The organism is Leucobacter muris (assembly GCF_004028235.1).
Classification (GTDB): Bacteria; Actinomycetota; Actinomycetes; order Actinomycetales; family Microbacteriaceae; genus Leucobacter; species Leucobacter muris.
In genome coordinates this window covers 1072518-1098582 of the sequence record NZ_CP035037.1, presented here as the reverse complement: position 1 = coordinate 1098582, position 26065 = coordinate 1072518, and the positions used below count along the sequence as shown (strand labels likewise).

At 71.2% G+C, this 26065-nt stretch carries 21 protein-coding genes and 1 tRNA gene; 7 read left to right on the top strand and 15 right to left on the bottom strand.

Annotation, left to right across the window (positions count from 1 at the left end; all coding sequences use genetic code 11):
• From Leucomu_RS05140 to Leucomu_RS15150, 7 genes are all read right to left on the bottom strand, one after another.
• Positions 1-1413: a M16 family metallopeptidase gene (locus Leucomu_RS05140; RefSeq protein ID WP_128386537.1), complete on the bottom strand. Its 1413-nt coding sequence runs from the start codon at positions 1411-1413 to the stop codon at positions 1-3.
• Positions 1414-1505: 92 nt separating this feature from the next.
• Positions 1506-3758 carry a polyribonucleotide nucleotidyltransferase gene (locus Leucomu_RS05135; protein ID WP_017882677.1) on the bottom strand — a complete coding sequence of 751 codons (2253 nt, stop codon included), beginning with the start codon at positions 3756-3758 and terminating at the stop codon, positions 1506-1508.
• A 423-nt stretch (positions 3759-4181) separates the two neighbouring features.
• On the bottom strand, positions 4182-4661 hold the full coding sequence (locus tag Leucomu_RS05125; protein WP_128386536.1) for an SRPBCC domain-containing protein: 480 nt from the start codon (positions 4659-4661) through the stop codon (positions 4182-4184).
• A gap of 364 nt (positions 4662-5025) precedes the next feature.
• Positions 5026-6618: a phosphoglycerate dehydrogenase gene (gene serA, locus Leucomu_RS05120; RefSeq protein ID WP_128386535.1), complete on the bottom strand. Its 1593-nt coding sequence runs from the start codon at positions 6616-6618 to the stop codon at positions 5026-5028.
• A gap of 269 nt (positions 6619-6887) precedes the next feature.
• Entirely contained in the window at positions 6888-7208 is a 321-nt protein-coding gene (locus tag Leucomu_RS05115) for a hypothetical protein (protein ID WP_128386534.1), read from the bottom strand.
• Positions 7208-7717, bottom strand: a complete 510-nt coding sequence (locus Leucomu_RS05110) for a hypothetical protein (RefSeq protein ID WP_128386533.1) — start codon at positions 7715-7717, stop codon at positions 7208-7210. The genes Leucomu_RS05115 and Leucomu_RS05110 overlap by 1 nt, the downstream gene beginning before the upstream one ends.
• Before the next feature lie 214 nt (positions 7718-7931).
• Positions 7932-8177: a hypothetical protein gene (locus tag Leucomu_RS15150; protein WP_164884511.1), complete on the bottom strand. Its 246-nt coding sequence runs from the start codon at positions 8175-8177 to the stop codon at positions 7932-7934.
• A gap of 326 nt (positions 8178-8503) precedes the next feature.
• On the opposite strand from Leucomu_RS15150, the gene Leucomu_RS05100 reads away from it, so the two are divergent.
• Positions 8504-11257 carry an ATP-dependent RNA helicase gene (locus tag Leucomu_RS05100; RefSeq protein ID WP_128386532.1) on the top strand — a complete coding sequence of 918 codons (2754 nt, stop codon included), beginning with the start codon at positions 8504-8506 and terminating at the stop codon, positions 11255-11257.
• Positions 11258-11403: 146 nt separating this feature from the next.
• On the opposite strand, the gene ilvC is transcribed toward Leucomu_RS05100, so the two are convergent.
• The 5 genes from ilvC to Leucomu_RS05075 form a co-directional block, all read right to left on the bottom strand.
• Positions 11404-12420 carry a ketol-acid reductoisomerase gene (gene ilvC, locus Leucomu_RS05095; RefSeq protein ID WP_407656655.1) on the bottom strand — a complete coding sequence of 339 codons (1017 nt, stop codon included), beginning with the start codon at positions 12418-12420 and terminating at the stop codon, positions 11404-11406.
• Between the two features lie 71 nt (positions 12421-12491).
• Positions 12492-13001 (bottom strand): acetolactate synthase small subunit, encoded by a 510-nt coding sequence (ilvN, locus tag Leucomu_RS05090; protein ID WP_017885123.1) that lies wholly within the window; start codon positions 12999-13001, stop codon positions 12492-12494.
• A gap of 2 nt (positions 13002-13003) precedes the next feature.
• On the bottom strand, positions 13004-14803 hold the full coding sequence (locus Leucomu_RS05085; protein WP_041205862.1) for an acetolactate synthase large subunit: 1800 nt from the start codon (positions 14801-14803) through the stop codon (positions 13004-13006).
• A 154-nt stretch (positions 14804-14957) separates the two neighbouring features.
• Positions 14958-16649 carry a dihydroxy-acid dehydratase gene (gene ilvD / locus Leucomu_RS05080; RefSeq protein WP_128386530.1) on the bottom strand — a complete coding sequence of 564 codons (1692 nt, stop codon included), beginning with the start codon at positions 16647-16649 and terminating at the stop codon, positions 14958-14960.
• Between the two features lie 122 nt (positions 16650-16771).
• Positions 16772-17008, bottom strand: a complete 237-nt coding sequence (locus tag Leucomu_RS05075; RefSeq protein WP_017885126.1) for a hypothetical protein — start codon at positions 17006-17008, stop codon at positions 16772-16774.
• Between the two features lie 340 nt (positions 17009-17348).
• Here Leucomu_RS05075 and Leucomu_RS05070 point away from each other — a divergent pair, with 340 nt between their 5' ends.
• The 5 genes from Leucomu_RS05070 (at position 17349) to Leucomu_RS05050 (ending at position 20433) form a co-directional block, all read left to right on the top strand.
• Positions 17349-17591: a hypothetical protein gene (locus tag Leucomu_RS05070; protein WP_017885127.1), complete on the top strand. Its 243-nt coding sequence runs from the start codon at positions 17349-17351 to the stop codon at positions 17589-17591.
• 83 nt (positions 17592-17674) lie between these two features.
• Entirely contained in the window at positions 17675-18931 is a 1257-nt protein-coding gene (gene nhaA / locus Leucomu_RS05065) for a Na+/H+ antiporter NhaA (RefSeq protein ID WP_128386529.1), read from the top strand.
• Positions 18932-19043: 112 nt separating this feature from the next.
• Positions 19044-19116, top strand: a tRNA-Lys gene (locus Leucomu_RS05060).
• A gap of 82 nt (positions 19117-19198) precedes the next feature.
• On the top strand, positions 19199-20035 hold the full coding sequence (locus Leucomu_RS05055; RefSeq protein WP_017885129.1) for an inositol monophosphatase family protein: 837 nt from the start codon (positions 19199-19201) through the stop codon (positions 20033-20035).
• A complete protein-coding gene (locus Leucomu_RS05050) occupies positions 20032-20433 on the top strand; it encodes a DUF3054 domain-containing protein (protein ID WP_017885130.1) in 402 nt (133 codons plus the stop codon). Before Leucomu_RS05055 ends, Leucomu_RS05050 begins: the two co-directional genes overlap by 4 nt.
• 159 nt (positions 20434-20592) lie before the next feature.
• Here Leucomu_RS05050 and gap read toward each other — a convergent pair whose 3' ends face one another.
• The 3 genes from gap to Leucomu_RS05035 form a co-directional block, all read right to left on the bottom strand.
• On the bottom strand, positions 20593-21594 hold the full coding sequence (gap, locus tag Leucomu_RS05045) for a type I glyceraldehyde-3-phosphate dehydrogenase (protein WP_031290289.1): 1002 nt from the start codon (positions 21592-21594) through the stop codon (positions 20593-20595).
• A 165-nt stretch (positions 21595-21759) separates the two neighbouring features.
• The gene (locus Leucomu_RS05040) at positions 21760-22701 is read right to left on the bottom strand and encodes a GlxA family transcriptional regulator (protein WP_017885132.1); all 942 of its coding nucleotides are present in this window, start codon (positions 22699-22701) and stop codon (positions 21760-21762) included.
• Positions 22702-22872: 171 nt separating this feature from the next.
• Positions 22873-23535, bottom strand: a complete 663-nt coding sequence (locus tag Leucomu_RS05035; protein ID WP_081611698.1) for a TetR/AcrR family transcriptional regulator — start codon at positions 23533-23535, stop codon at positions 22873-22875.
• A gap of 103 nt (positions 23536-23638) precedes the next feature.
• On the opposite strand from Leucomu_RS05035, the gene Leucomu_RS05030 reads away from it, so the two are divergent.
• Positions 23639-26011, top strand: coding sequence for a fibronectin type III domain-containing protein (locus Leucomu_RS05030; RefSeq protein WP_128386528.1), 2373 nt, complete (start codon positions 23639-23641; stop codon positions 26009-26011).
• Positions 26012-26065: the final 54 nt, after the last annotated feature.

Sequence of the window (26065 nt, the reverse complement as noted above, 5' to 3'; positions counted from 1 at the left end):
CTACTCGCTCGCGGCGAGCGTCGACCGGGCGGTGTCGCCCACCGCCACGATGGTGAGCGGGCGCGCCGCGAGCTCCGCCGCGATAGCCCGGATCTCGTCGCCCGTGACCGCGGTGAAGCGCTCCAGCGAAGCGTCGAGGTCGTAGAGCTCGCCGCTGCCGAGCTCCGCGCGGGCGAGACGTCCCATCCGGGTGTCGCTGTCCTCGAGCGCGAGCGCCGACGACCCCGCGATCTGCCCGAGCGCCCGATCGCGCTCCTCCTCGGTGATGCCGCTCTCGGCCATGCGCTGCAGCTCGAGCCGGCTGAGCTCGACCACCTCGGCCGCCTTCTCGGGCGCGCACCCGGCGTACATGCCGAAGAGCCCCGCGTCGCTGTAGCTGGCGCCGAACGAGTAGGCCGTGTACGCGAGGCCGCGCTTCTCGCGGATCTCCTGGAAGAGCCGGCTCGACATGCCGCCGCCGAGCACCGAGTTCATCACCCCGAACGCGAAGCGGCGCGGGTCGTTCGCGCGCAGCCCCTCGGTGCCGATCAGCAGGTTGATCTGCTCGCTCGGGCGGGCCGTGATGCGCACGCTGGGCTCCCCGCCGCCCGCGACGCCCGCGCCTGCGAGGTCCGCGCCCGGGCCCGCCGAAGGCGACGGGGTCGCCGGCTCCACCGGTGCCCGGCGCACGGGCACCGCCGAGCGGTCGGTGTGCCAGCGCTCCTCGGGAGAAAGGTTCAGCGCCTCGAGCACGCGCTCGACCAGCCGATCGTGGTCCACGGCGCCCGCGGCGGTGATCACGAGTGTGCTCGGGTCGTACCGGTGCCGGTAGTGCAGGTCGACGTCGTCGCGCCGCGCCGCGCGGATCGTCTCCGGGAGGCCGCCGATGGGCCGGCCCAGGGGGTGCTCCCCCATCACGGCCTCGAAGAAGCGTTCATTGGCGACGTCCGCGAGGTCATCGGCGGCCATGGCGAGCTCCTCGAGGATCACTCCCCGCTCCATCTCGAACTCGTCGGCGTCGAGCACCGAGTTGGTCACCATGTCGGCCAGCACCGTCACCGCCCCGTCGAGGTCGGCGTCGCGCACCTTCGCGTAGTAGCAGGTGTACTCCTTGGCGGTGAGCGCGTTGTGCTCGGCGCCGATGCGGTCGAAGCTCGTGGCGATCGAGTAGGCGTCGCGCGTGGGCGTGCCCTTGAACAGCAGGTGCTCGAGGAAGTGCGTGGATCCGAGACTTCCCGGTGCGTCGTCGCGCTCGGCCTGCTCGTCGCGCGATCCGACCCCCACCCAGAACCCGATCGAGGCGCTGCGGGTGCTCGGCATGCGCTCGGTGAGCACGCGCAGACCGCTCGGGTGCACGGTGCGGCGCACGACGCCCCCGGCGAGATCTGTCTCGAGCTCTGGCTGATCGAGCGGCAGCAGGATGGGTTCGCGCATCCCACAACCCTATCGCCGCGCAGATGCGGAAGCGCCCGCCGCCCCCCCTGGGAGGGGTGCGACGGGCGCTTCTCGATGCGGATCGGCCGGAGTTACTCGGCTGCGGCCTCGGCCGCGGGGGCCTCCTCGGCCTGCTCCTCGAGCACGGGCTCGAGCGACAGCTTGCCGCGGTCGTCGACCTTCGTGATCTTCACGAGGATCTTCTGCCCGATCGAGAGCACGTCGTCCACGCTCTCGACGCGCTTGCCGCCGGCGAGCTTGCGCACCTCGCTGATGTGCAGCAGGCCGTCCTTGCCGGGCAGCAGCGAGACGAACGCGCCGAACGCGGCGTTCTTCACGACGGTGCCCAGGTACTGCTCGCCCACCTCGGGGTTCTGCGGGTTGGCGATCGCGTTGACCTGCGCGCGGGCGGCCTCGGCCGAGGGGCCGTCGACCGCGCCGATGTACACGGTGCCGTCGTCGTCGATCGAGATGTCGGCGCCGGTCTGATCCTGGATGCCGTTGATCGTCTTGCCCTTGGGGCCGATGAGCTCGCCGATCTTGTCGACGGGGATCTGCACCGAGATGACGCGAGGCGCGGTGGGCGCCATCTCGTCGGGGGTGTCGATCGCCTGCGAGATCACGTCGAGGATCGTGGTGCGCGCCTCCTTCGCCTGCGACAGCGCACCGGCGAGCACGTCGCTCGGGATGCCGTCGAGCTTGGTGTCGAGCTGCAGCGCGGTCACGAACTCCGAGGTGCCGGCCACCTTGAAGTCCATGTCGCCCAGCGCGTCCTCGGCGCCCAGGATGTCGGTGAGGGTCGCGTAGCGGGTCTCGCCGTCGACTTCGTCGGAGACGAGGCCCATCGCGATGCCCGCGACGGGGGCGCGCAGCGGCACGCCCGCGTTGAGCAGCGACAGCGTCGAGGCGCAGACGGAGCCCATCGAGGTCGAGCCGTTCGAGCCGAGCGCCTCGCTGACCTGGCGGATCGCGTAGGGGAACTCCTCGCGGCTCGGCAGCACCGGCACGAGCGCGCGCTCGGCCAGGAAGCCGTGGCCGATCTCGCGGCGCTTCGGGCTGCCCACGCGACCGGTCTCGCCGGTCGAGTAGGGCGGGAAGTTGTAGTGGTGCATGTAGCGCTTGCTGGTGGTGGGCGACAGCGAGTCGATCTGCTGCTCCATCTTCAGCATGTTCAGCGTGGAGACGCCCAGGATCTGGGTCTCGCCGCGCTGGAAGATCGCCGAGCCGTGCACGCGCGGGATCACCTGCACCTCGGCGTCGAGCGCGCGGATGTCGCGCAGGCCGCGGCCGTCGATGCGGGCGCCCTCGGAGAGGATGCGGCCGCGCACGATCTTCTTGGTGACCGCCTTGTAGGCGGCCGAGACCTGGCCCTCGACCTCGGCGGGCAGCTCGCCGGCCTCGATCTTGGCCGCGACGGCCTCCTTGACGCGGCTCTTCAGCGCGTCGTCGGCGTCCTGGCGCTCCTGTTTGTCGGCGACCTGGTAGATGCCGGCCAGCTCGCTCTCGGCGAGCGCCTCGACGGCGGCGTAGAGCTCATCGGTGTAGGGCAGGAACACGGGGTACTCCTGCACCTCCTTCGCCGACTGGGCGGCGAGCTGCTCCTGCGCCTTCACCAGCTGGGTGAGGAAGGGCTTGGCGGCCTCGAGACCCTGGGCGACGACGGCCTCGTCGGGCTTCGTGGCGCCGGCCTGGATCAGGTTCCAGGATCCCTCGGTGGCCTCGGCCTCGACCATCATGATGGCGACGTCCTCGCTGCCATCGGCCTTCGTGACGACGCGGCCGGCGACCATGAGGTCGAACACGGCCTCCTTCAGCTGCTCCTCGTTGGGGAACGCGACCCACTGGTCGCCGATGAGCGCGAGGCGCACACCCGCGATCGGGCCCGAGAAGGGCAGGCCCGAGATCTGGGTCGACGCCGAGGCGGCGTTGATCGCGAGCGCGTCGTAGAACTCGCCCGGCGCGATCGACAGCACGGTGACGACGATCTGCACCTCGTTGCGGAGGCCGTCGACGAACGACGGGCGCAGCGGGCGGTCGATGAGGCGGCAGACGAGGATCGCCTCGGTCGAGGGGCGGCCCTCGCGACGGAAGAACGAGCCGGGGATCTTGCCCGCGGCGTACGAGCGCTCTTCGACGTCGACGGTCAGCGGGAAGAAGTCGAAGTGATCCTTCGGGTGCTTCGACGCGCTGGTGGCCGAGAGGAGCATGGTCTCCTCGTCGAGGTATGCGGCGACGGCGCCCTGCGCCTGCTGCGCGAGGCGGCCGGCCTCGAAACGGATGGTGCGCTTGCCGAACTTGCCGTTGTCGAGCACGGCCTCGGCGAACTTGATCTCAGGACCTTCCACGGGTTCTCCATTCACTTGCGAGAGCACGCGGCGGCAGCTCGAGACGCTGCGAGCGACAGCTGCACAGGCCCGGGTGCTGATGTTCAGTAGAAGATCACCCTCGTCGCGCGGAGAGGGATCCACCACCGAAGACCAGCCCGCCGACCGACGTGCTCGGTTCTTCATTGATGGTGGGCGTGTGCCCACCCCACCAGAGTATCACCGGGGCTTCGAAAAGGCTCGGGATCGCCCGTGCGCTCTCCGAACGCGCGCGTTTCGGGGAGACCGGCGGCTTCGGCTCGGCCGGCGGCTTCGGCTCGGTCGGCGGCTTCGGCTCGCCCAGTGGCTTCAGCTCGGTCGGCGGCTTCGGCGCCGACGGAGCCGCCGCAGTCGCTGCGACAGCCGGCTCCGAGGCGTCACGCGCGCACGGATGCCGATCGCCGCCTACCGGTAGAAGCCGTCGCGCAGGTTGATCCCGTGCTCGAGCCAGGCCTTCATCGCGGCGAGCATGCCCGTCCAGCCCATGCAGTTGCCGAAGGCCCCCACCGCGCCGCCCGGTGTCGGGTGCCACGCCCGCTCCGCGATCCGCACCTCCGTGCGCGCTCCCCCGTCGACCGCGCGGAACACGAACTCCACCTCGGTGCCGCGCGGGTCGAGCGTGGCAGACGCGTCGCCGGCCCACCGCAGCAGGATGCGCGCGGGCGGTGCGGCGTCGAGGATCTCGACCGGGAACGCGCCGGGGAAGTCGGCGAAGTCCCACTGCACCGTCGCGCCGGGCTCGATGCGGCCGGCCGCGCCCCCGGTGGTGAAGTAGCGGCTCAGGATCGCGGGATCCGCCACCGCCTCGTACACCTCGGCGGGCGGTCGGGAGATGAAGCCGAACACCGTGAAATCGAGTTCGGCGAGGCCGTCGTCCGTGCTCATGCCCCGACTCTACGCCGATCCCCGGGGCGCGTCACCCGGTTTCTCGAGGCGATCCTTCGCCGGCCCAGCCCGGCTCACCTCAGCCAGCCCGCCCCGCCGTCCAAGCGCACCGATCGACGCCCAGACACCCCGACAGCCCGAACCAAGGTGCTTGAACGTCGATCGGTGCGGTTACGGCGGGCAGAGCAGATGCGGATCGGCCGAGGCCTCGAACCACGCAGAAACGCCGAGCATCGCAGAAACGCCGAGCGATATATGGCCCCCACAACGCGGAGGCCCCTGTACCTGTTCCATGGGAGTAGACACAGGGGCCTCCGCGTCGCGGGCGCCTGCTGCCGGACCGGCGCCGACCTCGGATCGCCGGCTACTGCGCGTCGACGCTGATCGTGCTGAGCGTCTCGGCGCCGATCGCGCCGCGCAGCGCGCCGATGAGCGATTCGTCGACGGGGGCGTCGACCGAGAGCACCGACAGCGCGGTGCCCTTCTTCTCGTCGCGCGCGATCTGCAGGCCGGCGATGTTCACTCCCGCCTCGCCGAGGATGCCGCCGTAGGTCGCCACGATGCCGGGACGGTCGACGTAGCTGAACACGATGAGGTGGTCGGAGAGCGGCAGCTCGAGGTCGTAGCCGTTGATGCCGACGATCTTCTCGATCTGCTTCGGGCCGGTGAGCGTGCCCGAGACCGACATCTGCGTGCCGTCGGTCAGGGAGCCGCGGATCGTGATCACGTTGCGGTAGCTCTCCGAGTCGGAGTCGACCGTGAAGCGCACCTCGACGTCGCGCTGCTCGGCGAGCAGCGGCGCGTTGACGTACGAGACGGGCTCGCTCACGATCTTCGAGAAGATGCCCTTGAGGGCCGCGAGGCGCAGGGCGTCGACCTTGTGCTCGGAGAGCTCGCCGTGCACCTCGATGTCGAGCGACGCGATCGCGCTGCCCGCGAGACCGGCGAAGACCTGGCCGAGCTTCTCGGTGAGGGGCAGGCCGGGGCGCACGTACTCGTCGATGACGCCGCCGGCGACGTTGACCGCGTCGGGCACGAGGTCGCCCGCGAGGGCGAGGCGCACCGACTTCGCGACCGAGACGCCGGCCTTCTCCTGGGCCTCCTCGGTCGAGGCGCCGAGGTGCGGCGTGACGTTCACGTTCGGCAGGCCGGTGAGCGAGGTGTCGGCCGGGGGCTCCTGCATGAAGACGTCGAGCGCCGCGCCGGCGATCTCGCCGCCTGCGAGCGCCTCGACGAGGGCGGCCTCGTCGATGAGGCCGCCGCGGGCGACGTTCACCACGTAGGCGGTCTTCTTCATGGCGCGCAGTTGCTCGGCGCCGATCATGCCGAGCGTCTCGGGCGTGCGCGGCATGTGGATGGTCAGGAAGTCGACCCGCTCGACCAGTTCGTCGAGTGTGACGAGCTGCACGCCGAGCTGCTGGGCGCGGGCCGCCGTCACGTAGGGGTCGTAGGCGACGAGCTCGACGCCGAAGCCGCGCAGGCGCTCGGCGACGAGGGCGCCGATGCGGCCGAGGCCGACGATGCCGATGGTCTTCTCGTAGAGCTCGGTGCCGGTGAACGACGACCGCTTCCACTCGCCCGCCGAGAGCGAACCGTGCGCGCGAGGCAGGTGGCGTGCGAGGCCGAGGATGTGGGCGACCGTGAGCTCCGCCGCGCTGATGATGTTGGAGGTGGGGGCGTTGACCACCATGACGCCGGCCTGCGTGGCCGCCTTGATGTCGACGTTGTCGAGGCCGACGCCCGCGCGGGCGATGACCTTGAGCTTGGGGGCCCAGCCGAGGGCCTCCGCATCGATCTGCGTGGCCGAGCGCACGAGCACCGCGTCGGCGGTGGCGAGGGCGGATCGCAGCGCGTCGCGGTCGGTGCCGTCGACGTGCACCACCTCGAAGTCGGGGCCGAGCGCGGCGATGGTGGCGGGAGACAGTTGTTCGGCGATCAGCACGACCGGCGCAGACATCAAGCGGATCCTTCGGGTCAGCGGCAGGAGATTTCCGGCCCGACACGCGGAACCGGGTCTCCATCCTATCCTGCTGCGCAAGGAGCGCCCGCGGACGTTCCTCCTCCGGCGTCATCTCGCGTCATCCTGCACTCGGCGAGGGCACTCGGCGCGGCCACTCGGCGAGGGCGCCGGGCCCTGCCGCGCGCGGATCCCGCTCACCGCCGCGCCGAAGCCACCGCGAGCACCGCAGTCGGCGCCCCGCATCCGCCCCGTGGGCGTGGCCCGCTCTACCCGAAGAAGCTCGACTGCGGCACGAGGTGCAGCACCTCGAGCTGCACGGCCGCCACGAGGCACAGCCCCGCCGCGACCACGAGCAGCCGCGGCCCCGCCGTGCGGCCACGTCCGATCAGCAGGGCGAGCGCGAGTACGAGCACCGGCAGGGCGACGCCGAAGGCGAGCCAGAACCAGCCCGCACCCGTGATGCCGAGGCCCATCGACGACGCCATCTGCGGCAGCAGCACGACGTTGCCGATCGCCGCGATGACCGTGTAGGCGTAGAGAGCGAGGAGCAGCGCACCCGCCGTCCACGCGATGATGCGCCGGGCCATCAGGCTCCTCCTCCGCTGAAGATGGGCAGGGGCAGCAGCACGACGGCGCCGATCACGATCCAGAGAGCGAGCCGCCGCATCCCCGCTCGGCGGCACAGCACGAGGGCCGAGAAGAACCACAGGATCGGCGCGAGCGGCGCTGCCCAGAAGACGACCTGCTGCAGCACGGCGCCGAGCGAGCCGCTCGATTCGGCCACTGACGCGTTCTGCCCGGCGTAGAACTGCGCCCAGCTGAGCCAGATCCACGCGTAGAGCAGGTAGAGGCCTCCGAATACGCCGAGCAGCACGAGCGCGGCGTTCGACAGCTGCTCGGTCGGGGCGGGGAGCCCGCGCTGGCCCGCCGAGTCCCCGGCGGGGTCGGTCAGATCAACCGGATCGGCCGGTCCGTCCGCGATCTCCGCGGGCCGGTCGGCGGGGTCGGGATCGGACGCCGTCTCGACGGGGTCGGCGTGCACCGTCCACCCGCTCGCGATGGAGCTCTCGCGCTCCTCGCCCTCTGCTTTCGCCATGGGTTCCACCCTAGCGACGCGAGTCTCGGAGCATGCCGAAAGCCGTTCGCCGAATCGGGGGCCGGGGTTTCTCAGCGGCGCGGGAAGCGCGAGGCGATCACGGCGACGCCGACCACCGCGGCGCCCGCGCACCAGGCCAGGGCGAACCACGGCTGCGATCCCGGATCCCCGCCCAGCAGCAGCTCCCGGCCGGTACTGGGGCCACCGCGCCCCGTCAGGCCTGGGCCGGCTCGTCGCCCTCCACGAGTTGCACGGCCAGGCCGGCGACCTCGGAATCGGGGAGTTCGATGCCTGCCCGATCGAGGCGGCACCGGATCATCTGCTCGACTTGCTCGCGCGATGCCGCGGCGCCCGCGGTGTCCCTGACCTCGACCATGATGGTGGCCACGGTCTCGACGGTCTCGGAGCCCTGGGACTCGACCCGCTCCGTCTGCTCGCCCTGCGGGGTGTCGGTGCTCATAGAGACCTCCTCGTGCTGCTCGTTACTGGCGATCGATCGAACTGGGGCCGACGCTACCATCGGGCGACCGGGTTTCGCGCGCCCTTGACACGCCGGCGCCGACTGTCGCACGGCGCCCCGGCGGGCGCCGGTCGAGTTCTCCCTTAACCCGTCTGAACCCCGCCGCAACAGCGCGAGTGGTCGAAAGGTGCGCGGGTTCTCGCGACACGGCGCGCTTTTCGACCACTCGCGAGCGCTCTGGGCCCCGCCGCCGGCCAACACCCCTCCCCGCGCGCCCGGACAGGCCCGACCCGAGCCCACGCGTCCACCGCCTCTAGGCTGGACGCATGCACCGCTTCGACCTCGACCGCATCGGCGCAGGGCTGCCCGTCGCCGCGGCGCGCGACGAGATCGAGCGGGCCGCGCTCAGCGGGGCGTGCGTCATCACAGCCCCGCCAGGCACCGGCAAGACCACCTTCGTGCCGCCGCTCGTCGCGAATCTCGCAGCGCAGCGGGGCGGGGGCAGGGTGCTGCTCACGCAGCCGCGTCGCGTCGCGGTGCGCGCGGCGGCGAGGCGCATCGCCGAACTCGACGGTGCCGACGGCGGCGAACCGCGCGATGCGAACGGCGTGAACGACACGCGCGCCACGAACGGCACCCGCGCCGAGGTCGGCGGACCGGTCGGTTTCACCGTGCGCGGCGAGCGCCGGGTGGGCCCGGATACGAGGCTGGAGGTGCTGACGCCCGGGGTGCTGCTGCGGCGCCTCGTCGCCGACCCCGAGCTGCACGGCGTCGACGCCGTGATCCTCGACGAGGTGCACGAGCGCTCCGTCGACGGCGACCTGCTGCTGGGTCTGCTCGCCGAGGTGCGCGCGCTGAGAGGCGACCTCGTGCTGATCGCCATGTCGGCGACGCTCGACGCGGCCGGTATCGCGGCGCTGCTCGGCGACGGCGCGCAAGACCCCGCACCGATCGTCGAGGTGCCCTCTCCGCTCCATCCTCTGCGCGTCGGCTACGCGCCCTTCGACGGGGCTCGGCTCGACGAGCGCGGGGTCACGCGGGCGTATCTCGCCCACCTCGCGGATGTCGCCGCGACCGCCCAGGCCGACGAGGGCTGCGACGCGCTCGTGTTCGTGCCGGGCGCACGCGAGGTCGACGAGGTGGTGCGCCTGCTGCGCGACGGCGCGGGATCCTGGGCAAGAACCAGAGCAGGCGCGGCCGGCTCGTTCGGTCGAGCGGGCGACGGACCGGGATCGCGGGGACCCGGTGCGGATCGGGGCGCGCCGCGGGATCGGCAGTCGCCTCCGCGAATCGACGTGCTGCCGCTGCACGGCAGGATCCCCGCCCGCGAGCAGGATCGCGCGGTGCGCGGCCGAGGGAGCGGCGATCCGCCCCGCATCGTGGTGAGCACCTCGCTCGCCGAGAGCTCGCTGACGGTGCCCGGGGTGCGGCTGGTCATCGATTCCGGGCTGTCGCGGGAGGTGCGCCGCGATCGCGGGCGCGACATGACGGGGCTCGTGACGGTGAGCGCTTCGCGCGCGAGCGCGGAGCAACGGGCGGGGCGCGCAGCCAGGCAGGGCCCGGGCCGCGCCGTGCGCGTCTACTCGCCGACCGACTTCGCGCGCATGCCCGCGGCCGCAGCGCCCGAGATCGCCTCCGCCGACCTCACCGATGCGGCGCTGCTGCTCGCGGCCTGGGGCACGCCCGGCGGGGCGGGTCTCGCGCTGCCCACGCCGCCGCCGACGGTCTCGATGGAGGTCGCGGTCGAGGTGCTGCGTTCGCTCGAGCTGGTGGACGGGTCGGGGCGCATCACGTCGCTCGGCGAGCGGGTCGTACGGCTCCCCGTCGGGGCTCGCGAGGCGCGGGCGCTGCTGGCAGGTGCGCAGCAGCTCGGCGACGTCGAGCTGGTGGGCGGGATCGTGGCCGCGATCTCCGACGATCATCGGGAGTCCGGCGCCGATCTCGCGAGCCTGCTGCGCGAGCTGCGTTCGGGGCGCGCCCCGGGCGCGGACCGCTGGCGCCGCGAGGCTCGCAGGCTCGCGGGGATCGCCCGCACCGAGATGGCCGGGGCGACTACCGGAGCGGCGACCCACCGCGCCGCCGCCGCTCCGGGTGCCGTCGTGGCCCTCTCGAGGCCCGAGTGGATCGCCCGCCGCACCGGCGAGCACTCCCGCAGCTACCTGTTCGCGAGCGGCACGCGCGCGGCCCTGCCCGAGGGCAGCGGCCTCATCGGCAGCGAGTGGATCGCGGTGCGCGAGGTGCAGCGCGCCTCCGGCCGCTCAGCAGACGGCACCGGCGCGGTGATCCGCCTCGCCGCCCACCTCGACGTCGACGACGCGCTCCTGCTCGGGGGTCCGCTCCTCACGAGCGACCGGGCGGCGCGCGTCGAGGCCGGCCGGGTGCGAATGCGGGAGGAGCGCAGGATCGGCGCGATCCTGCTCTCCTCGGCGCCCGTCGCGGCGACGCCCGAGGACGTCGGCCCCGCCCTCGCCGCGCATCTGCGCGAGCGCGGGCTCTCGGCGCTCGACTGGTCGGAGACGGCGAACTCCCTGCGATCCCGCCTCGCGCTGCTGCACCGGGAGTTCGGCGAACCGTGGCCCGCGATGGACGACGAGTCGCTGACGGAGCGCCTCGATGTGTGGCTCGGGCCCGATCTCGCCCGGCTGCGGCCGGATGGGTCGCTGCGCGGCATCGATACGGCCGCAGCGCTGCGGCGCCTGCTGCCGTGGCCGGAGGCGGCGCGGTTCGACGAGCTCGCGCCGGAGCGGCTGACGGTGCCGTCGGGATCGAGCGCGCGCATCGACTACCCCGATGCGACGGCGGATCCGACGGCTGCGCCCGTCGTCGCGGTGAAGCTGCAGGAGGTGTTCGGCCTCGCCGAGACTCCGAGGATCGCCCGGGGGCGCGTGCCGATCCTCTTCCACCTGCTCTCCCCCGCCCGCAGGCCGCTCGCCGTCACCGACGACCTGTCGTCGTTCTGGAACGGGCCGTACCAGCAGGTGCGCCGCGAGATGCGCGGCCGATACCCGAAGCATCCCTGGCCCGAGGACCCCTGGGCGGCCGAGGCCACGGCCCGCACCACGCGCGCGGCGAAGCGCTAGGCGGCGCGCCGTCTCGCCGGCTCGACCGGCGCGCACCCCGGCGGCCCGCTTGCCGTCTCCCCTACCGGGTACGACAGAGGGGTGCCGGGGATGTGCATCCCCGGCACCCCTCTGCTCCCCTCAGCGGGTTCGGGGAGCCTCGACGGTCAGCGCGCGGCCGAACCGTCGGTGTAGTCGTCGTCGGTCTGCTGCCATGCGAAGAGCTTGCGCAGCTCGGCGCCGGTCTTCTCGATGGGGTGCGACTCGGCCTTGGCGCGCAGCTCCTTGAACTCGGCGCCGCCGTTGTCCTGGTCCTCGATGAAGCGCTTCGCGAACGCGCCCGACTGGATGTCGGCGAGCACGGCCTGCATGTTCTCCTTGACCGAGGGGTCGATCACGCGGGGGCCCGAGACGTAGTCGCCGTACTCGGCGGTGTCGCTGACCGACCAGCGCTGCTTGGCGATGCCGCCCTCCCACATGAGGTCGACGATGAGCTTGAGCTCGTGCAGCACCTCGAAGTAGGCGATCTCGGGCTGGTAGCCGGCCTCGGTGAGCACCTCGAAGCCGTACTGCACGAGCTGCGAGGTACCGCCGCAGAGCACCGCCTGCTCGCCGAAGAGGTCCGACTCGGTCTCCTCGGTGAAGGTGGTCTTGATGACGCCGGCGCGGGTGCCGCCGATGGCCTTGGCGTACGACTTCGCGGTCTCCCACGCGGTGCCCGAGGCGTCGACCTCGACGGCGATGATGTCGGGGATGCCGCGGCCGGCCTCGAACTCGCGGCGCACGGTGTGGCCGGGAGCCTTGGGGGCGACGAGGATCACGTCGACGCCCTCGGGCGCCTCGATGTAGCCGAATCGGATGTTGAAGCCGTGCGCGAAGGCGAGCGTCTTGCCCTCGGTCAGCTTGTCCTTGATCTGCTCGTTGTAGATCGCACGCTGGTGCTGATCGGGGGCGAGGATCATGATGAGGTCGGCCCACTCGGCCGCGTCGGCGACGGTCTTGACCTCGAAGCCCGCCTCTTCGGCCTTCTGGATCGACTTCGAGCCCTCCTTGAGGGCGATGACGACCTCGACGCCCGAATCGCGCAGGTTCATCGCGTGGGCATGGCCCTGGGAGCCGTAGCCGACGACGGCCACCTTCTTGCCCTGGATGATCGACAGATCGGCGTCGGCATCGTAATACATCTCAGCCACTTGGGACTCTCCTTTGTTGTGTGGGTGTGTCAGTTCTTTCGACGGGGTCGCGCGCGAGCCCGCTAGTTCTTGAAGACGCGCTCCGTGATCGACTTCGATCCGCGCCCCATCGCGATGAGGCCGGACTGCGCGATCTCCTTGATCCCGTAGGGCTCGAGCACCTTCAGGAAGGCATCGATCTTGCCGGTGTCGCCGGTCACCTCGATGGTGAGCGCGTCGGGCACGACGTCGACGACGCGGGCGCGGAACAGGTTGACGGCCTCGAGCACGTGGGAGCGGCTCTGGTTGTCGGCTCGCACCTTGATGAGCACGTGCTCGCGCTGCACCGAGGTGGATTCGTCGAGCTCGACGATCTTGATGACGTTGACCAGCTTGTTGAGCTGCTTCGTGACCTGCTCGAGCAGGGTCTCGTCTTCATCGACCACGACCGTGATGCGCGAGAGGCCGCGCATCTCGGTGGGGCCCACCGCGAGCGATTCGATGTTGAAGCCGCGGCGGGCGAAGAGCCCGGCGACCCGGGTCAGCAGGCCCGGCTTGTCCTCCACGAGGAGGCTGAGTACGTGGCGGCTCATGGTTACTCCTCCTCCCACTCGGGGCTGTGTTCGAGGGCGTACTGGATGTCGCTGTTGGAGGTGCCCTGGCGCACCATCGGCCACACCATCGCGTCGGCGCTCACCACGAAGTCGATGACGACGGGGCGATCGTTGGTCTCGAGCGCGAGCTTGATGGCGTCGTCGATCTGGTCTTCGCGCTCCACGCGGATCGCGAGGCAGCCGTATGCGTCGCCGAGCTTCACGAAGTCGGGGATGCGCGGCGAGCCGTGCCCGGTGTTGAGCTCGGTGTTCGAGTAGCGGCCCTCGTAGATGAGGGTCTGCCACTGCCGCACCATGCCCAGCGACGAGTTGTTGATGATGGCGACCTTGATGGGGATGTCGTTCACCACGCAGGTGGCGAGCTCCTGGTTGGTCATCTGGAAGCAGCCGTCGCCGTCGATCGCCCACACGACACGATCCGGCTCGGCGACCTTGGCACCCATGGCCGCGGGGACCGCGTAGCCCATGGTGCCGGCGCCGCCCGAATTGAGCCAGGCGTTCGGGCGCTCGTACTTGATGAACTGCGCGGCCCACATCTGGTGCTGGCCCACGCCCGCGGCGTAGATGCCCTCGGGGCCGGTGAGCTCGCCGATGCGCTGGATCACCAGCTGCGGCGAGAGCAGCCCGTCGCTGGTCTCCTGGTAGCCGAGCGGGAACCGCTCCTGCAGCAGGCGCAGGCGATCCCACCAGGTCGAGATGTCGGCGAACTCGCGGCTGAGCTTGGCGGTCGAGACCGCTGCGATGAGATCGGAGATGACGTCGGCGGCGTCGCCCACGATGGGCACGTCGGCGGCGCGGATCTTACCGATCTCGGCGGGATCGATGTCGGCGTGGATCACCTTCGCCTCGGGCGCGAAGAGCGCGGCCTTGCCGGTCACGCGGTCGTCGAAGCGCGCGCCGAGGGTGATGAGCAGGTCGGCCTCCTGCAGCGCGAGCACTGCGGGGACGGTGCCGTGCATGCCGGGCATGCCGAGGTGCTGCGGGTGCGAGTCGGGGAAGACGCCGCGCGCCATGAGCGTGGTCACGACGGGGGCGCCCACCAGCTCGGCGAGCTGCAGCAGCTCCTCGGAGGCCCCTGCGCGGCCGACGCCGCCGCCCACGTAGAAGACGGGGCGCTGCGACGCCGCGATGAGCTCGGCGGCGGCCTGGATCTGCTTGCTGTTGGCCTTGGTGATGGGCCGGTAGCCGGCGAGGTCGACGCGGGGATCCCACTCGAAGTCGAGCTCGCCCTCCTGGGCGTCCTTCGTGATGTCGACGAGCACGGGGCCGGGCCGGCCGGTCGAGGCGAGGTGGTAGGCCGCCGCGATCGCTCCGGGCACGTCCTCGGCTCGCTTCACGAGGAAGGAGTGCTTGGTGATGGGCATGGTGATGCCGACGATGTCGGCCTCCTGGAACGCGTCCGAGCCCATGAGGTGCGAGAACACCTGTCCGGTGATCGCGAGCAGCGGCACGGAGTCCATGTAGGCGTCGGCGATCGCGGTGACGAGGTTGGTCGCGCCGGGCCCGGAGGTGGCGATGCAGACGCCGACCTTGCCGGTCGCGGCCGCGAAGCCCTCGGCGGCGTGGCCGCCGCCCTGCTCGTGGCGCACGAGCACGTGACGCAGGTCGCCGGCGTCCATGAGCGTGTCGTAGAGGGGCAGCACGGCGCCGCCGGGCAGGCCGAAGACGTCGGTGACGCCGAGGGCCTCAAGGCTGCGGACGACAGCCCTCGCGCCGGTCATCCGCTCGCCGCGGGGCGCCGCGGGTTTCGATGGGGGAACTGCACTCGATTCCGAGGTCATCTCTTGCTTTCCTGGTGTGAGGTGTGGGTGCGATTGGCGCGGAGGAGGAGCCGATGCTCGCGGGTGATGCTCATCGACGGGCCCGGACGCGGGATCGCCCACCTGTGTGGGCGTCCGAGTTCGAACCCGTCGACGGCATGTTCGGCGAACCGGGTCAGCCGGTGACGGCGCCCTCGGATGCCGAACGGACGAGCTTGGCGTACTTTGCCAGAACACCGCGCGTGTATCGCGGGGGAAGCGGGGCCCAGGTTGCTCGGCGGGCCTCAAGCTCGGCGGGATCTACCAGCAGATCGAGCGTTTGTGCGACGACATCGACCCGAATCAGGTCGCCGTCGCGGACCAGGGCTACCGGACCTCCGTCCGTCGCCTCCGGTGCGATGTGGCCGATGCACAGGCCGGTTGTGCCGCCCGAGAATCGTCCGTCGGTCAATAGTAGTACATCCTTGCCGAGCCCCGCGCCCTTGATGGCCGCGGTGATGGCGAGCATCTCGCGCATGCCGGGGCCGCCCTTGGGGCCCTCGTAGCGGATCACGACGACGTCGCCCTTGTCGATGCGCCCCTCGGTGAGCGCGTCCATGGCGGCGCGCTCACGGTCGAAGACGCGGGCGGGGCCCTCGAAGACCTCGGCGTCGAAGCCCGCGGTCTTCACGACGGCGCCCTCGGGTGCGAGGCTGCCCGTGAGGATCGTGAGGCCGCCGTTCTCGTGCAGCGGGTCGTCGAGCTTGCGGATCACCTTGCCGTCGAGCTCGGTGGTCACGTCGGCCAGATTCTCGGCGACCGTCTTGCCGGTCACGGTGAGCGCGTCGCCGTGCAGCAGGCCCGCGTCGAGCAGGGCCTTCATGATGACGGGCATGCCGCCGACGCGGTCGAAGTCTTCTGCGACGTACTGACCGAAGGGCTTCATGTCGGCGAGGTGCGGGGTCTTCGCCCCGATGCGGGTGAAGTCTTCGAGGGTCAGCTCGACCTCGGCCTCGCGGGCGATGGCGAGCAGGTGCAGCACCGCGTTGGTCGACCCGCCGAGCACCATGGCCACGGTGATGGCGTTCTCGAAGGCCTTGCGGGTGAGGATGTCGCGGGCGGTGATGCCCTGGCGCAGCATGTTGACGACCGCCTCGCCCGAGCGGTGGGCGAAGTAGTCGCGTCGACGGTCGGCGCTGGGCGGCGCGGCCGAACCCGGCAGGCTCATGCCGAGGGCCTCGGCGACGCAGGCCATGGTGTTGGCGGTGTACATGCCGCCGCAGGCGCCCTCGCCCGGGGCGATCGCGCACTCGACGCGCTTCAGGTCTTCTTCGCTGAGGGTGCCCGCCTTGCAGGCGCCGACGGCCTCGAAGGCGTCGATGATGGTGACCTGCTTCTCGGTGCCGTCGCTGAGCTTGACCCAGCCCGGGGCGATGGATCCGGCGTACAGGAACACCGACGCGAGATCGAGCCGGGCGGCGGCCATGAGCATGCCAGGCAGGGACTTGTCGCAGCCCGCGAGCAGCACCGAGCCGTCCATGCGCTCGGCCATGATCACGGTCTCGACCGAGTCGGTGATGACCTCGCGCGAGACGAGCGAGAAGTGCATGCCCTCGTGCCCCATCGAGATGCCGTCAGAGACCGAGATCGTGCCGAACTGCAGCGGGTAGCCGCCGCCCGCGTGCACGCCTTCTTTGGCGCCCTGAGCCAGGCGGTCGAGGCTCAGGTTGCAGGGGGTGACGTCGTTCCAGGAGCTCGCGATCGCGATCTGGGGCTTGTCCCAGTCTTCGTCGCCCATGCCGACCGCCCGGAGCATGCCTCGGGCGGCGGCCTTCTCGATCCCGTCGGTGACGTCGCGGCTTCGCGGCTTCATGTCAATCTCTGCCATGGCGACAGTCTAGCCGCCGCGGGAGGTACCGAAGCCGCATACGCGAGAGCGCCGGGAGATCTCTCGGATCTCCCGGCGCTCGATTCCTGCTGCGCGGCGCGCTCAGTTCTGCGGCCGGCGCGCTACTTGCCGATCGCGGGCAGCAGCGTGAAGGGCAGCATGAAGCCGATGAACGTCGCCGCCAGACCTCCCGCGAAGGTCCACAGCTCGACCACCTGGCCCAATTCGACGTTGAAGCCGAAGCTCATGAGCACCATTCCGCCGACCACCAGCACGATCGAGAGGATGAAGGCGATCGCGGTCACCGCGCTCACCGCTCCCTGCGAGCTCTCCTCGAACAGCGTCTCCTGCTTCGCCATGCCGGCCTCTCCTTCGCTATCGCTTCGGTCGGCCTCGCCGAGGCCGCGTGGTGCGCCCGCAGTGCGGGCTCCTGACTGCAAGATTACCCCACCCGGGGGCGCCGCGTCCGACCGCGCGGCCCCGGGCGCCTCTTCCGGTCACGCCCTTGATCCCCCTTTCTGAAACGGGCGAGGAGATCCGGGGAGTCGCTGCCCATGGCGGGCCGGCGCATGCGACTCCCGTCTACCAGAAACAGGCGGTCAGGAAAAGGGCGCGCGGCGCCGCGGAGGCCACGGAGTAGGCTGACGGCAGGTCGGGATCCCGCTCGCGGATCTCCACCCGCAACCCAAGGGAGGAATCGTGTCGATCGGCAAGTACGTCACCAATCCCGGTGTGATCGGGGCGGCCGCGGGCGCGCTCAGCACCGCTCGTCGCACCCAGTCCATGCGCAAGGACTGGCGCCGGCTGCTCGTCTGGGGCGTCTGGCTCGCGGGGTTCGCGCTCGCCGTCGCGACGGTCGCCATGCAGGAGCAGGACGAGGAGTACGACATCGAGCACGAGGCTGAGAAGCGCGAGCGGAAGCGCCGCAAGAAGCAGCGGTAGCCCCGCGCCTGCGGTACGCTGATCGCGGCGCGTCGGGAAGTCTGGTCGACACTTCTGCAAAGGTCCCCTCCGAAAGGCGCCAGATGAGCGAGCCGCTGCACTCCCCCGAAGCCCCGAGCCAGCGGGCCCGGCCCCGTCGCCTGCTGCGCCTGGTCAATCAGCGCGAGGCGGCGCGCGTCAGCAGGCTGCTGCGGGCAGAGGTGGTGGGCGGCGTCATCGTGATGGTCGCCGCGGTGGTCGGATTCGCGGCTGCGAACAGCCCGATCGCCGACGGCTACTTCGCGCTGCGGGACACCCGGATCGGCCCCGAGCCGCTGCACCTCGATCTCTCCGTCGGGCAGTGGGCGTCGGACGGGCTGCTCGCCATCTTTTTCTTCATGGTGGGGCTGGAGCTCAAACGGGAGTTCGTGGCGGGCGAGCTCAGCCGCTTCTCGACGGCGATCGTGCCGGTCGCGGCGGCGTTCGGCGGGGTCGCCGTGCCGGCCCTCATCTACGTGGCGTTCACCGCCGGCAGCCCGGCGGCCCACGGCTGGGCGATCCCGACCGCCACCGACATCGCCTTCGCGGTCGCCGTGCTCGGTCTGATCGCGCCCCGCATTCCGCCGGCTCTGCGCATGTTCCTGCTCACCCTGGCGGTGGTCGACGACCTCATCGCCATCAGCATCATCGCCGTCTTCTACACCGCGGGGGTGCAGTTGCTCCCACTGCTCGCGAGCCTCGTGCCGATCACGGTCTACGCCTTCATCGTGCGACGCTTCCCGCAGTGGTTCGCGCGATCGGGATGGGGGCCGTGGCTGATCCTGCTACCCATCGGGATCGTCGCGTGGGCTCTCTTCCACGCCTCGGGCATCCACGCCACGATCGTCGGGGTGCTGCTCGCCTTCCTCGTACCGGTCTCCGGCGCGGGCGGCACGCAGCTCGCCGAGGTCTTCGAGCGCCGCTTCCGCCCCCTCTCCACCGGGATCGCGGTGCCGGTCTTCGCATTCTTCGCGGCGGGCGTGGCGAGCGGGGGCGAGTCACGCTTCCCCTTCGACCCGATCGCGCTCGGCATCATGGTCGGTCTCGTTGCGGGCAAGCCGATCGGCATCACCCTCTCGACGTGGCTGCTCACCCGCTTCACCCGGGCCGAGCTCGACGAATCGGTGCGGTGGCGCGAACTCGTCGGCGTGGGTGCGCTCGCGGGTGTGGGCTTCACGGTGGCGCTGCTGGTGGCGGACCTGAGCTTCGCCGACGCCGCAGACGCAGACACCGCACGGCTCGCAGTGATGGCGGGCTCGGTCGTCGCGGTCGCGGTGGCGGCCGCGCTGCTCGTGCGGAGGCCCCGCTCGCGCACTCGCTGAGCAACTCGGGGTCCATCAGGCGACACGCCCGCGATCCGCGGTTCCCGGCACCCGATTTGAGCGCATAGAAAGGTCCGTGTTAGTATTTTCTCTGTTGCTCAGCGAGCAGCACGCGCCTTTAGCTCAGTTGGTAGAGCAGCTGACTCTTAATCAGCGGGTCCACGGTTCGAGCCCGTGAGGGCGCACTCGAACAGAAAAGCTCCACCTCAGGGTGGGGCTTTTCTCGTATCCGATCCCGGTTCACCGCTTGTTCACGGAAGGCGCTCGATGTCCGCTCCGCTCCCCACGCCCTCTGCCGATCTCGCCTTCGCGCTCGAACTCGCCGACCTCGCCGATTCGATCTCGCTGGCCCGGTTCCGGTCGGCCGATCTGCGCATCGACACGAAGCCGGATCGCACTCACGTCACCGACGCCGACCTGGCGGTCGAACGCGCGCTGCGCCAGCGCATCGAGGCCGACCGCCCGGGCGACGGCTTCTTCGGCGAGGAGTCCGGCCGCGAGGAGAAGGGCTCCCGCCTCTGGATCATCGACCCCATCGACGGCACCGCGAACTTCCTGCGCGGCGTGCCCAACTGGGCGACGCTCATCGCGCTCGAGGTCGACGGCGTCGTGACCACCGGCGTGGTGAGCATGCCCGCGTTCGGCTCGCGCTGGTTCGCCGAGGTCTCGGGCGGCGCGTGGCGCGAGGATCGGGGCGAGGCTCCGCGCCGCATCCGCGTGAGCGGGGTGCGCGATCTCTCCGACGCCTCCCTCAGCTTCCAGAGCATCGATCAGTGGCGCCGCGCGGGTCATCTCGACTCGCTGCTCGGCCTGCAGGAGCGCGTATGGCGGGATCGTGCCTATGGCGACTCGTGGTCGTACATGCTGCTCGCCGAGGGCCTCGTCGACATCGTCGCCGAGTTCGACGTCCAGGCGTACGACCTCGCCGCGCACGTGCCGATCGTGCGCGAGGCCGGCGGGCGCTTCACCGACATCGAGGGGTCGGAGAGCGCGTGGAACGGCAGTTCGTTGGCCACGAACGGCGCCCTGCACGATGCGGTGATCGAGACGATCGATCGCGAGCACGGAGCCGCCGGATCCCCGTCCCCCGGGGCCGCCCGATGACCGACCGCTCCCCCGATTCGACCGTCCGGCCCGCGGTCGGCCTCGCGGCGCTCGCCCTCGCGGCCGACGCGGCGCTCGTGCTGCTGTTCGCGGGTCTCGGCCGCAGCAACCACGCCCGCGAGGCGACCTTGCTCGGCCTGCTCGAGACCGCGTGGCCGTTCCTCGTCGGGCTGCTGCTGGTCTGGGGGTGGGGCCTCGTCTGGAAGCGGCCGGCGAGCCTGCTGCGCTCGGGGGTGCCGGTATGGATCGGCACGCTGGTGCTCGGCATGGGGCTGCGGCTGCTCTCGGGGCAGGGCACGGCTCCCGCGTTCGTGCTGGTCGCGGCCATCACCCTGGGCGTCTTCCTGCTCGGGTGGCGCGGGATCACCGCGCTCGTACTGCGCATCCGGCGCCGGTAGCGCCCCCGGGCGTCGCACGACTCGTCTTCCGCGCCCCGGCCGGTTGCCGATTCACGTCCCCGGGTTCCCGGTGTATCGCTTCGTGGATCGCGTGCGACGCAGAGAAGAACGAACCCCGGCGCGGGCACACGCCGGGGTTCGTTGGTTCTTGGGGGCGGGTCAGTCGGCCAGCTTGGCCAGCATCTCGGCCGCTCGGTTCGAGAAGCCCCACTCGTTGTCGTACCAGCTGGTGACCTTGACGTGCTTGCCCTGCACCTCGGTGAGCTCGGAGTCGAAGATCGATGAGTGGGCGTTGCCCACGATGTCCGATGAGACGAGGGGCTCGTCGGAGTACTCGAAGACGTGCTGAAGCGGGCCGTCGGCCGCGGCCCTGCGGTAGGCCTCGAGCACCTCTTCGCGCGTCACCTCGCGCGAGACGGCGGCGTTCAGCTCGACGATCGAGCCGACGGGCACCGGCACGCGCATCGACGTGCCCGAGAGCTTGCCGTCGAGCTGGGGCAGCACGAGGCCGATCGCCTTCGCCGCTCCGGTCGAGGTGGGCACGATGTTGAGGGCGGCGGCGCGGGCGCGGCGACGGTCCTTGTGCGGGCCGTCGATGAGGTTCTGGTCCTGCGTGTAGGCGTGGACCGTGGTCATGAAGCCCTGGGTGATGCCGGCGAGGTCGTCGAGCACCTGCGCGAGCGGCGCGAAGGCATTGGTCGTGCACGACGCGTTCGAGATGATCTGGTGCTTCTCGGGGTCGTAGAGGTCGTCGTTCACGCCGACCACGACGGTGAGATCCGCACCGGTGGCGGGGGCGCTCACGAGCACGCGCTTGGCCCCGGCCTCGATGTGCTTGCGGGCGTCTTCAGCCTTGGTGAAGCGGCCGGTCGACTCGAGCACGACGTCGACGCCGAGATCACCCCAGGGCAGCTTGGCGGGGTCGGACTCGGCGAACACCTTGATGCGGCGGTCGTCGACGATCAGTTCGCCGTCCTCGAACGAGATGTCGCGCTTCAGGCGGCCGTAGACGCTGTCCCACTCGAGCAGGTGCGCCAGCATCTCACCGTCGGTGAGGTCGTTGACCGCGACGACTTCGATGTCGCTCTGCTGTTTGAGGATTGCGCGCAGCACTCCTCGTCCGATACGTCCGAAGCCGTTGATAGCCACACGAGCGGTCATGGTTTCACTTTCTCCTTCAGCAGCGTTTCTCTCGAGCGTTTCTCTCGGATTGCCTCTCACCAGAGTGCCGCGATTTTCGCACCGCGTCCAGTGGCCTGAATGCCAGCCTTCGAACGGATCTCGCCAAGTTGGTCGGGTGTTCGCTTTCGCGCGCTCCGCGCGCGATCAGGAGGTGCGGAAGAAGGTGCGGCGGTAGTCGCTCGGCGTCGTGCCGAGCACGGCGCGGAAGTGCCGGCGAAGATTGGTCGCCGTGCCGAGGCCCACGGTCGACGAGATCTCTTCGACGGCGAGGTCGGTCTCCTCGAGCAGCTCGCGCGCGCGATCGATACGGGCGCGCATGATCCACTGCATGGGCGTGTACCCGGTCTCGTCGCGGAAGCGCCGCGAGAGGGTACGCTCCGAGACGCGCGCGTGGGCCGCGAGGCGTGGGATATCGAGGGGCTCGTGCAGGCGCCGCAGCGCCCACTCGCGGGTCTGGGTGAATCGCTCCCCGTGCGTCTCGGGCACGCTCTGCGGCACGTACTGCGCCTGCCCCCCGCTGCGATAGGGGGCCGCCACGAGCCGCCGCGCGGCGTGGTTCGCCACCGCCATGCCGGCCTCCTTGCGCAGGATGTGCAGGCAGAGATCGATTCCCGACGCGGCGCCCGCCGAGGTGAGCACCGAGCCCTCGTCCACGAAGAGCACGCGCTCGTCGACCCGCACCTCGGGGAAACGCTCGGCGAGGATCCGCGAGTAGTGCCAGTGAGTCGTGGCACGCTTGCCGTCGAGCAGCCCGGTGGCGGCGAGCGCGAACGCCCCGGTTGAGATGGCCGCGAGCCTCGCGCCCCGCGCGTGGGCGGCCCGCAGCGCCTCGGTGAGCGCGGCGGGCGGGGGTTCGCGGTCGGGGTGCCGGTAGCCGGGCACGAAGATGAGATCGGCGGTGTCGAGCGCTTCGATCCCGTGCTCGACGTGGTACGAGAGACCGTCGCCGCCCGCGATCAGGCCGGGCTGCACCCCGCAGACGTCGACCGAGTAGGGCATGCTCGCCCGTGTCGTGAACACCTGGGCGGGGATGCCGACGTCGAGGGGCTTCGCCCCCTCGAGCACCACGACCACGACCCGCTTCATGACCACTCAGCCTACTCGCGTCCCCTTCGCCGAGAGGTGGGTTTCGCATCTCCGCACCGGCGTCCTCAGGCGAAACTCGCCTTTCGCCGGGAGGGGTGCGGGCGGGTGCAGGTGCAGGTGCAGGTGCAGGTGCAGGTGCAGGTGCAGGTGCAGGTGCAGGCGGGTGCCGGCCTAGCGGGTGGCGGACTCGCCCTCCAGCCGGATGAGCTGGTCGATCGCCTCGCGCCCGATGCTCCGGCCCGGAACGGGCGTCACCGCGGCGGCGGCGCGCAGCCCGTCGATGGTGATGGCCAGCTGCCGGGCGACGAGCGCGCTGCGCTCGGGTTCGGGGTGGTGCGCGAACTCTCCCAGACGGAAGGCTGCGATGGCGATGTCGTTGCCGTCGACGTCGGCGCGGAGCGACCCCTCGCCCTGGGCGACCGCCACCACGGCGGCGAGCGGCTCATCCCACTGCGCGCCCAGGCTGAACTCCGGGTCGAGCTGCGCGAGGCGCCGGTAGACGTGCGGCATGGCCGGGTGCTCGATGAGCGTGCGCGCGATCCCGGAGATCGCGGTGATGACCGCGTCCCACCCGCTCGGCTGTTTCGCGATCTCGAGCGCGATCGTGTCGAACTGGGTCATGAGCTGCTCGTGGAGCGCGGTGAGCAGCGCGCGGAGGTCCGGGAATCGGCGGTAGAGCGTGGCGTTCCCGACCCCTGCCTCGCGGGCCACAGCGCTCATCGTCAGCTCTGCGGTGCCGCGCTCGCAGAGGCGCTCGACGGCGGCGAGGATGCGCTCTCGGCTGCGCCTCACTTCCACGCGCTCGGCGCGGCGGCGCGCGCTTCCGTCAACCATGATCCGAGTATATGGACCGCGATTGCAAAAGCGGGCAGCGAAGACTACTATCTGGACATTGTTCCCCACTTAATCTCACCCGCACCGCCGAGGAGCCCCGTTCATGTCGCTTTCCGCCCTGCTCCGCCGCTCCGCGGTCAGCGCCATCGCGCTGCTGCTCGTCGCACCCGCCGCACCCGCCCTCGCCGCTCCCGGAGACGACGCGGCCGACCTGCGCGAATGCCTCCTGACCTGCGGCTCCCCGGCGCTGATCGCGCTCGGCGACGATCTGAGCACCGGCCCCGACGCGCTCGAGGTGATGGTGCCGAGCGTGACGCTCGACCTCGCCGGCCACCGGCTCGAGGCCGCCGGGATCCGTCTCGCCCCGGGCACGGAGCTGACCATCACCGACAGCGGAACGGGCGGCACTCTGGAGAGCCGGGCCGGGGCGGCGGGCGGGCCGGGCATCCAGACGACGGGCGCCGTGCTGAGGGTCGACGGGGGTCGGGTGGTCGCGGTGGCGAGGGCGAGCGGAGACCCCTATACGGGGCCGACCGGAGCCGGCATCGGAGGGGCGTACCGCGAAGCCGGTGGAACGCTCGTCGTGACGGGCGGACAGGTGCACGCCGAAGGGGCCTATCAGAGCGCCGGCATCGGCAACGGCAGCAACCAGACCTCCGCGTCCGGGCCGATCACCGTCTCCGGCGGTGAGGTCACCGCGATTGGAGGGTACAGCGGAGCCGGGATCGGCGGCGGCAACTGGAGCTCGCCGGGTCCGGTCACCATCGCCGGAGGCCGGGTGACCGCGCAGGGCGGCGACTTCGGCGCCGCGATCGGAGGCGGCTACGACGGCGGAGCCGGAGGGCCCGTCGTCGTCTCCGGGGGCGAGCTCGTCGCCACGGGCGGGTATCAGGCCGCGGGGATCGGCAGTACGAGGTACTCGACCGAGCGCCCGGGGGCCGACGTGACCATCGGCCCCGGGGCCACGGTCACCGCGATCGGAACCGGCCGCACCGCCATCGGCGCAGACGCGAGGGACGATCTGTCGGCGGAATTCGGCAGGGTGAGGATCGACGGAGACCTCTTCCTGCCGTCCGGCTTCGTGCAGATCGCCGACAGCGACGCCCCGAACGCCGAGATGACCGTCTCGCCGACCGGGCGCATCCTCGGCGGGGCGGGCGACCCCGCAGAGGGGGCGAGGATTCAGGGCGCCGGTCAGATCGAGAACCGGGGAGCGATCGCCCTCGCGGCGGAACACGTCGACGTCGACGTGCTGGGGCGCTCCTACCGCGTCGACTTCGACGGTCAGGGCCGAGGCGGCGACGCTTCGCACCGCCTCTTCGCGGCCGACTTCGCGAGCGGCCACCGGGCCGTTCCCCCTCCCCCTGCCGGCTCGCTGTGGAATACCCGGGGCGACGGCACCGGGGCGTGGTTCGATGCGACCACCCCGGTCAGCGAGCACACGACGATCTTCGCCGCGGCCCCGGCGAGCGTCGACACGTCGGCGATCCCGACGATCGGCCGCGTCGGCGTCCCGCTGCCGCTGGCCGGGGTACGTGTGCTCGATCCCGCCGGGTCGGATCTGGGGAGCCCCGTCGCGTGGACGAGCGATGCTGCGGGAGACCTGATCGACGCGGGATCGCTCGTTCCCGCAGGGGTCGGCCCCCGCCGACTCACCGCCGCGGCGACGGTCATGGGCGTCGCGGTCGTGTCATCGGTGACCGTCGACATCGCCGCCGCCGCTCCGACCGCCCCGACGGGGCTTCGCGCCCTTCCCGGGGACGGCGAGGCGACGCTGACCTGGAGCGCACCTCCGAGCGGAGGCGAGGCCATCGTCGGCTACGTCGTCGAGCAGCGTATCGACGGGGGACCGTGGGAAGCGGAGCGCTCGATCGGCGTCGGCACCCGCACGACCCTGACCGGCCTCCGCAACGGCGGCGTCTACGAGTACCGAGTCGCGGCCGTCGACCCCGCGGGCCCCGGCGCCTTCTCGGAGACCACGGCGGCGACCCCCTATGCGTTCGAGCCGTCGTTCACGTCGGAGCGGGCCAAACTGGCCGACGGCAGCGTACTCGAGCCCGGGGCGAACATCACCGTGAGCGCCGCGAAGCTGCCGGCCGGATCACGGGTGCACGTCGCACTGCGGTCGCTGCAGGCCGGGATCGCCGACGCGACCGTGGCGCACGACGGCACGGTCGTCCTCACGGGCACGATCCCGGCCGATTCGGCCGAAGGCGTCGACTCGATCACCGCGACGCTCACCCTCCCCGACGGATCGCACGGCGGGGCCTCGACCCTCGCCCTCGCGATCCGGTCCACGAGCGGCGGCGGCGATCCGGTCGACGCCGGCGCGACCCGTGATCGGTCGCCCGGGTACGGCGCCCTCGCGGCCACCGGCGTTCCTCCGGCTCAGTACCCGTCGGCCCTCGCAGCGACACTGCTGCTGGTCGGGCTGGGAACCGCTCTGATCGTCGCGCGTCGCGGGTTCGAGAGCTGACGGCGCAGCCGACGGGCGTCTCCGGCGGCCATACCCCGCCCGACGACGCCTCTG

Excerpts from the sequence above, each read along its gene's own strand:
- Leucomu_RS05040 (WP_017885132.1), bottom strand. The coding sequence starts at position 22,701 with ATGAAGCGGGTCGTGGTCGTGGTGCTCGAGGGGGCGAAGCCCCTCGAC.
- Leucomu_RS05110 (WP_128386533.1), bottom strand. The coding sequence starts at position 7,717 with ATGGCGAAAGCAGAGGGCGAGGAGCGCGAGAGCTCCATCGCGAGCGGG.
- Leucomu_RS05100 (WP_128386532.1), top strand. The coding sequence starts at position 8,504 with ATGCACCGCTTCGACCTCGACCGCATCGGCGCAGGGCTGCCCGTCGCC.
- Leucomu_RS05075 (WP_017885126.1), bottom strand. The coding sequence starts at position 17,008 with ATGGCGAAGCAGGAGACGCTGTTCGAGGAGAGCTCGCAGGGAGCGGTG.
- Leucomu_RS05035 (WP_081611698.1), bottom strand. The coding sequence starts at position 23,535 with ATGGTTGACGGAAGCGCGCGCCGCCGCGCCGAGCGCGTGGAAGTGAGG.
- Leucomu_RS05030 (WP_128386528.1), top strand. The coding sequence starts at position 23,639 with ATGTCGCTTTCCGCCCTGCTCCGCCGCTCCGCGGTCAGCGCCATCGCG.
- ilvC (WP_407656655.1), bottom strand. The coding sequence starts at position 12,420 with ATGTATTACGATGCCGACGCCGATCTGTCGATCATCCAGGGCAAGAAG.
- Leucomu_RS05115 (WP_128386534.1), bottom strand. The coding sequence starts at position 7,208 with ATGGCCCGGCGCATCATCGCGTGGACGGCGGGTGCGCTGCTCCTCGCT.
- Leucomu_RS05140 (WP_128386537.1), bottom strand. The coding sequence starts at position 1,413 with ATGCGCGAACCCATCCTGCTGCCGCTCGATCAGCCAGAGCTCGAGACA.
- Leucomu_RS05125 (WP_128386536.1), bottom strand. The coding sequence starts at position 4,661 with ATGAGCACGGACGACGGCCTCGCCGAACTCGATTTCACGGTGTTCGGC.
- Leucomu_RS05055 (WP_017885129.1), top strand. The coding sequence starts at position 19,199 with ATGTCCGCTCCGCTCCCCACGCCCTCTGCCGATCTCGCCTTCGCGCTC.
- Leucomu_RS05085 (WP_041205862.1), bottom strand. The coding sequence starts at position 14,803 with ATGACCTCGGAATCGAGTGCAGTTCCCCCATCGAAACCCGCGGCGCCC.
- serA (WP_128386535.1), bottom strand. The coding sequence starts at position 6,618 with ATGTCTGCGCCGGTCGTGCTGATCGCCGAACAACTGTCTCCCGCCACC.
- Leucomu_RS05050 (WP_017885130.1), top strand. The coding sequence starts at position 20,032 with ATGACCGACCGCTCCCCCGATTCGACCGTCCGGCCCGCGGTCGGCCTC.
- Leucomu_RS15150 (WP_164884511.1), bottom strand. The coding sequence starts at position 8,177 with ATGAGCACCGACACCCCGCAGGGCGAGCAGACGGAGCGGGTCGAGTCC.
- ilvN (WP_017885123.1), bottom strand. The coding sequence starts at position 13,001 with ATGAGCCGCCACGTACTCAGCCTCCTCGTGGAGGACAAGCCGGGCCTG.
- nhaA (WP_128386529.1), top strand. The coding sequence starts at position 17,675 with ATGAGCGAGCCGCTGCACTCCCCCGAAGCCCCGAGCCAGCGGGCCCGG.
- ilvD (WP_128386530.1), bottom strand. The coding sequence starts at position 16,649 with ATGGCAGAGATTGACATGAAGCCGCGAAGCCGCGACGTCACCGACGGG.
- gap (WP_031290289.1), bottom strand. The coding sequence starts at position 21,594 with ATGACCGCTCGTGTGGCTATCAACGGCTTCGGACGTATCGGACGAGGA.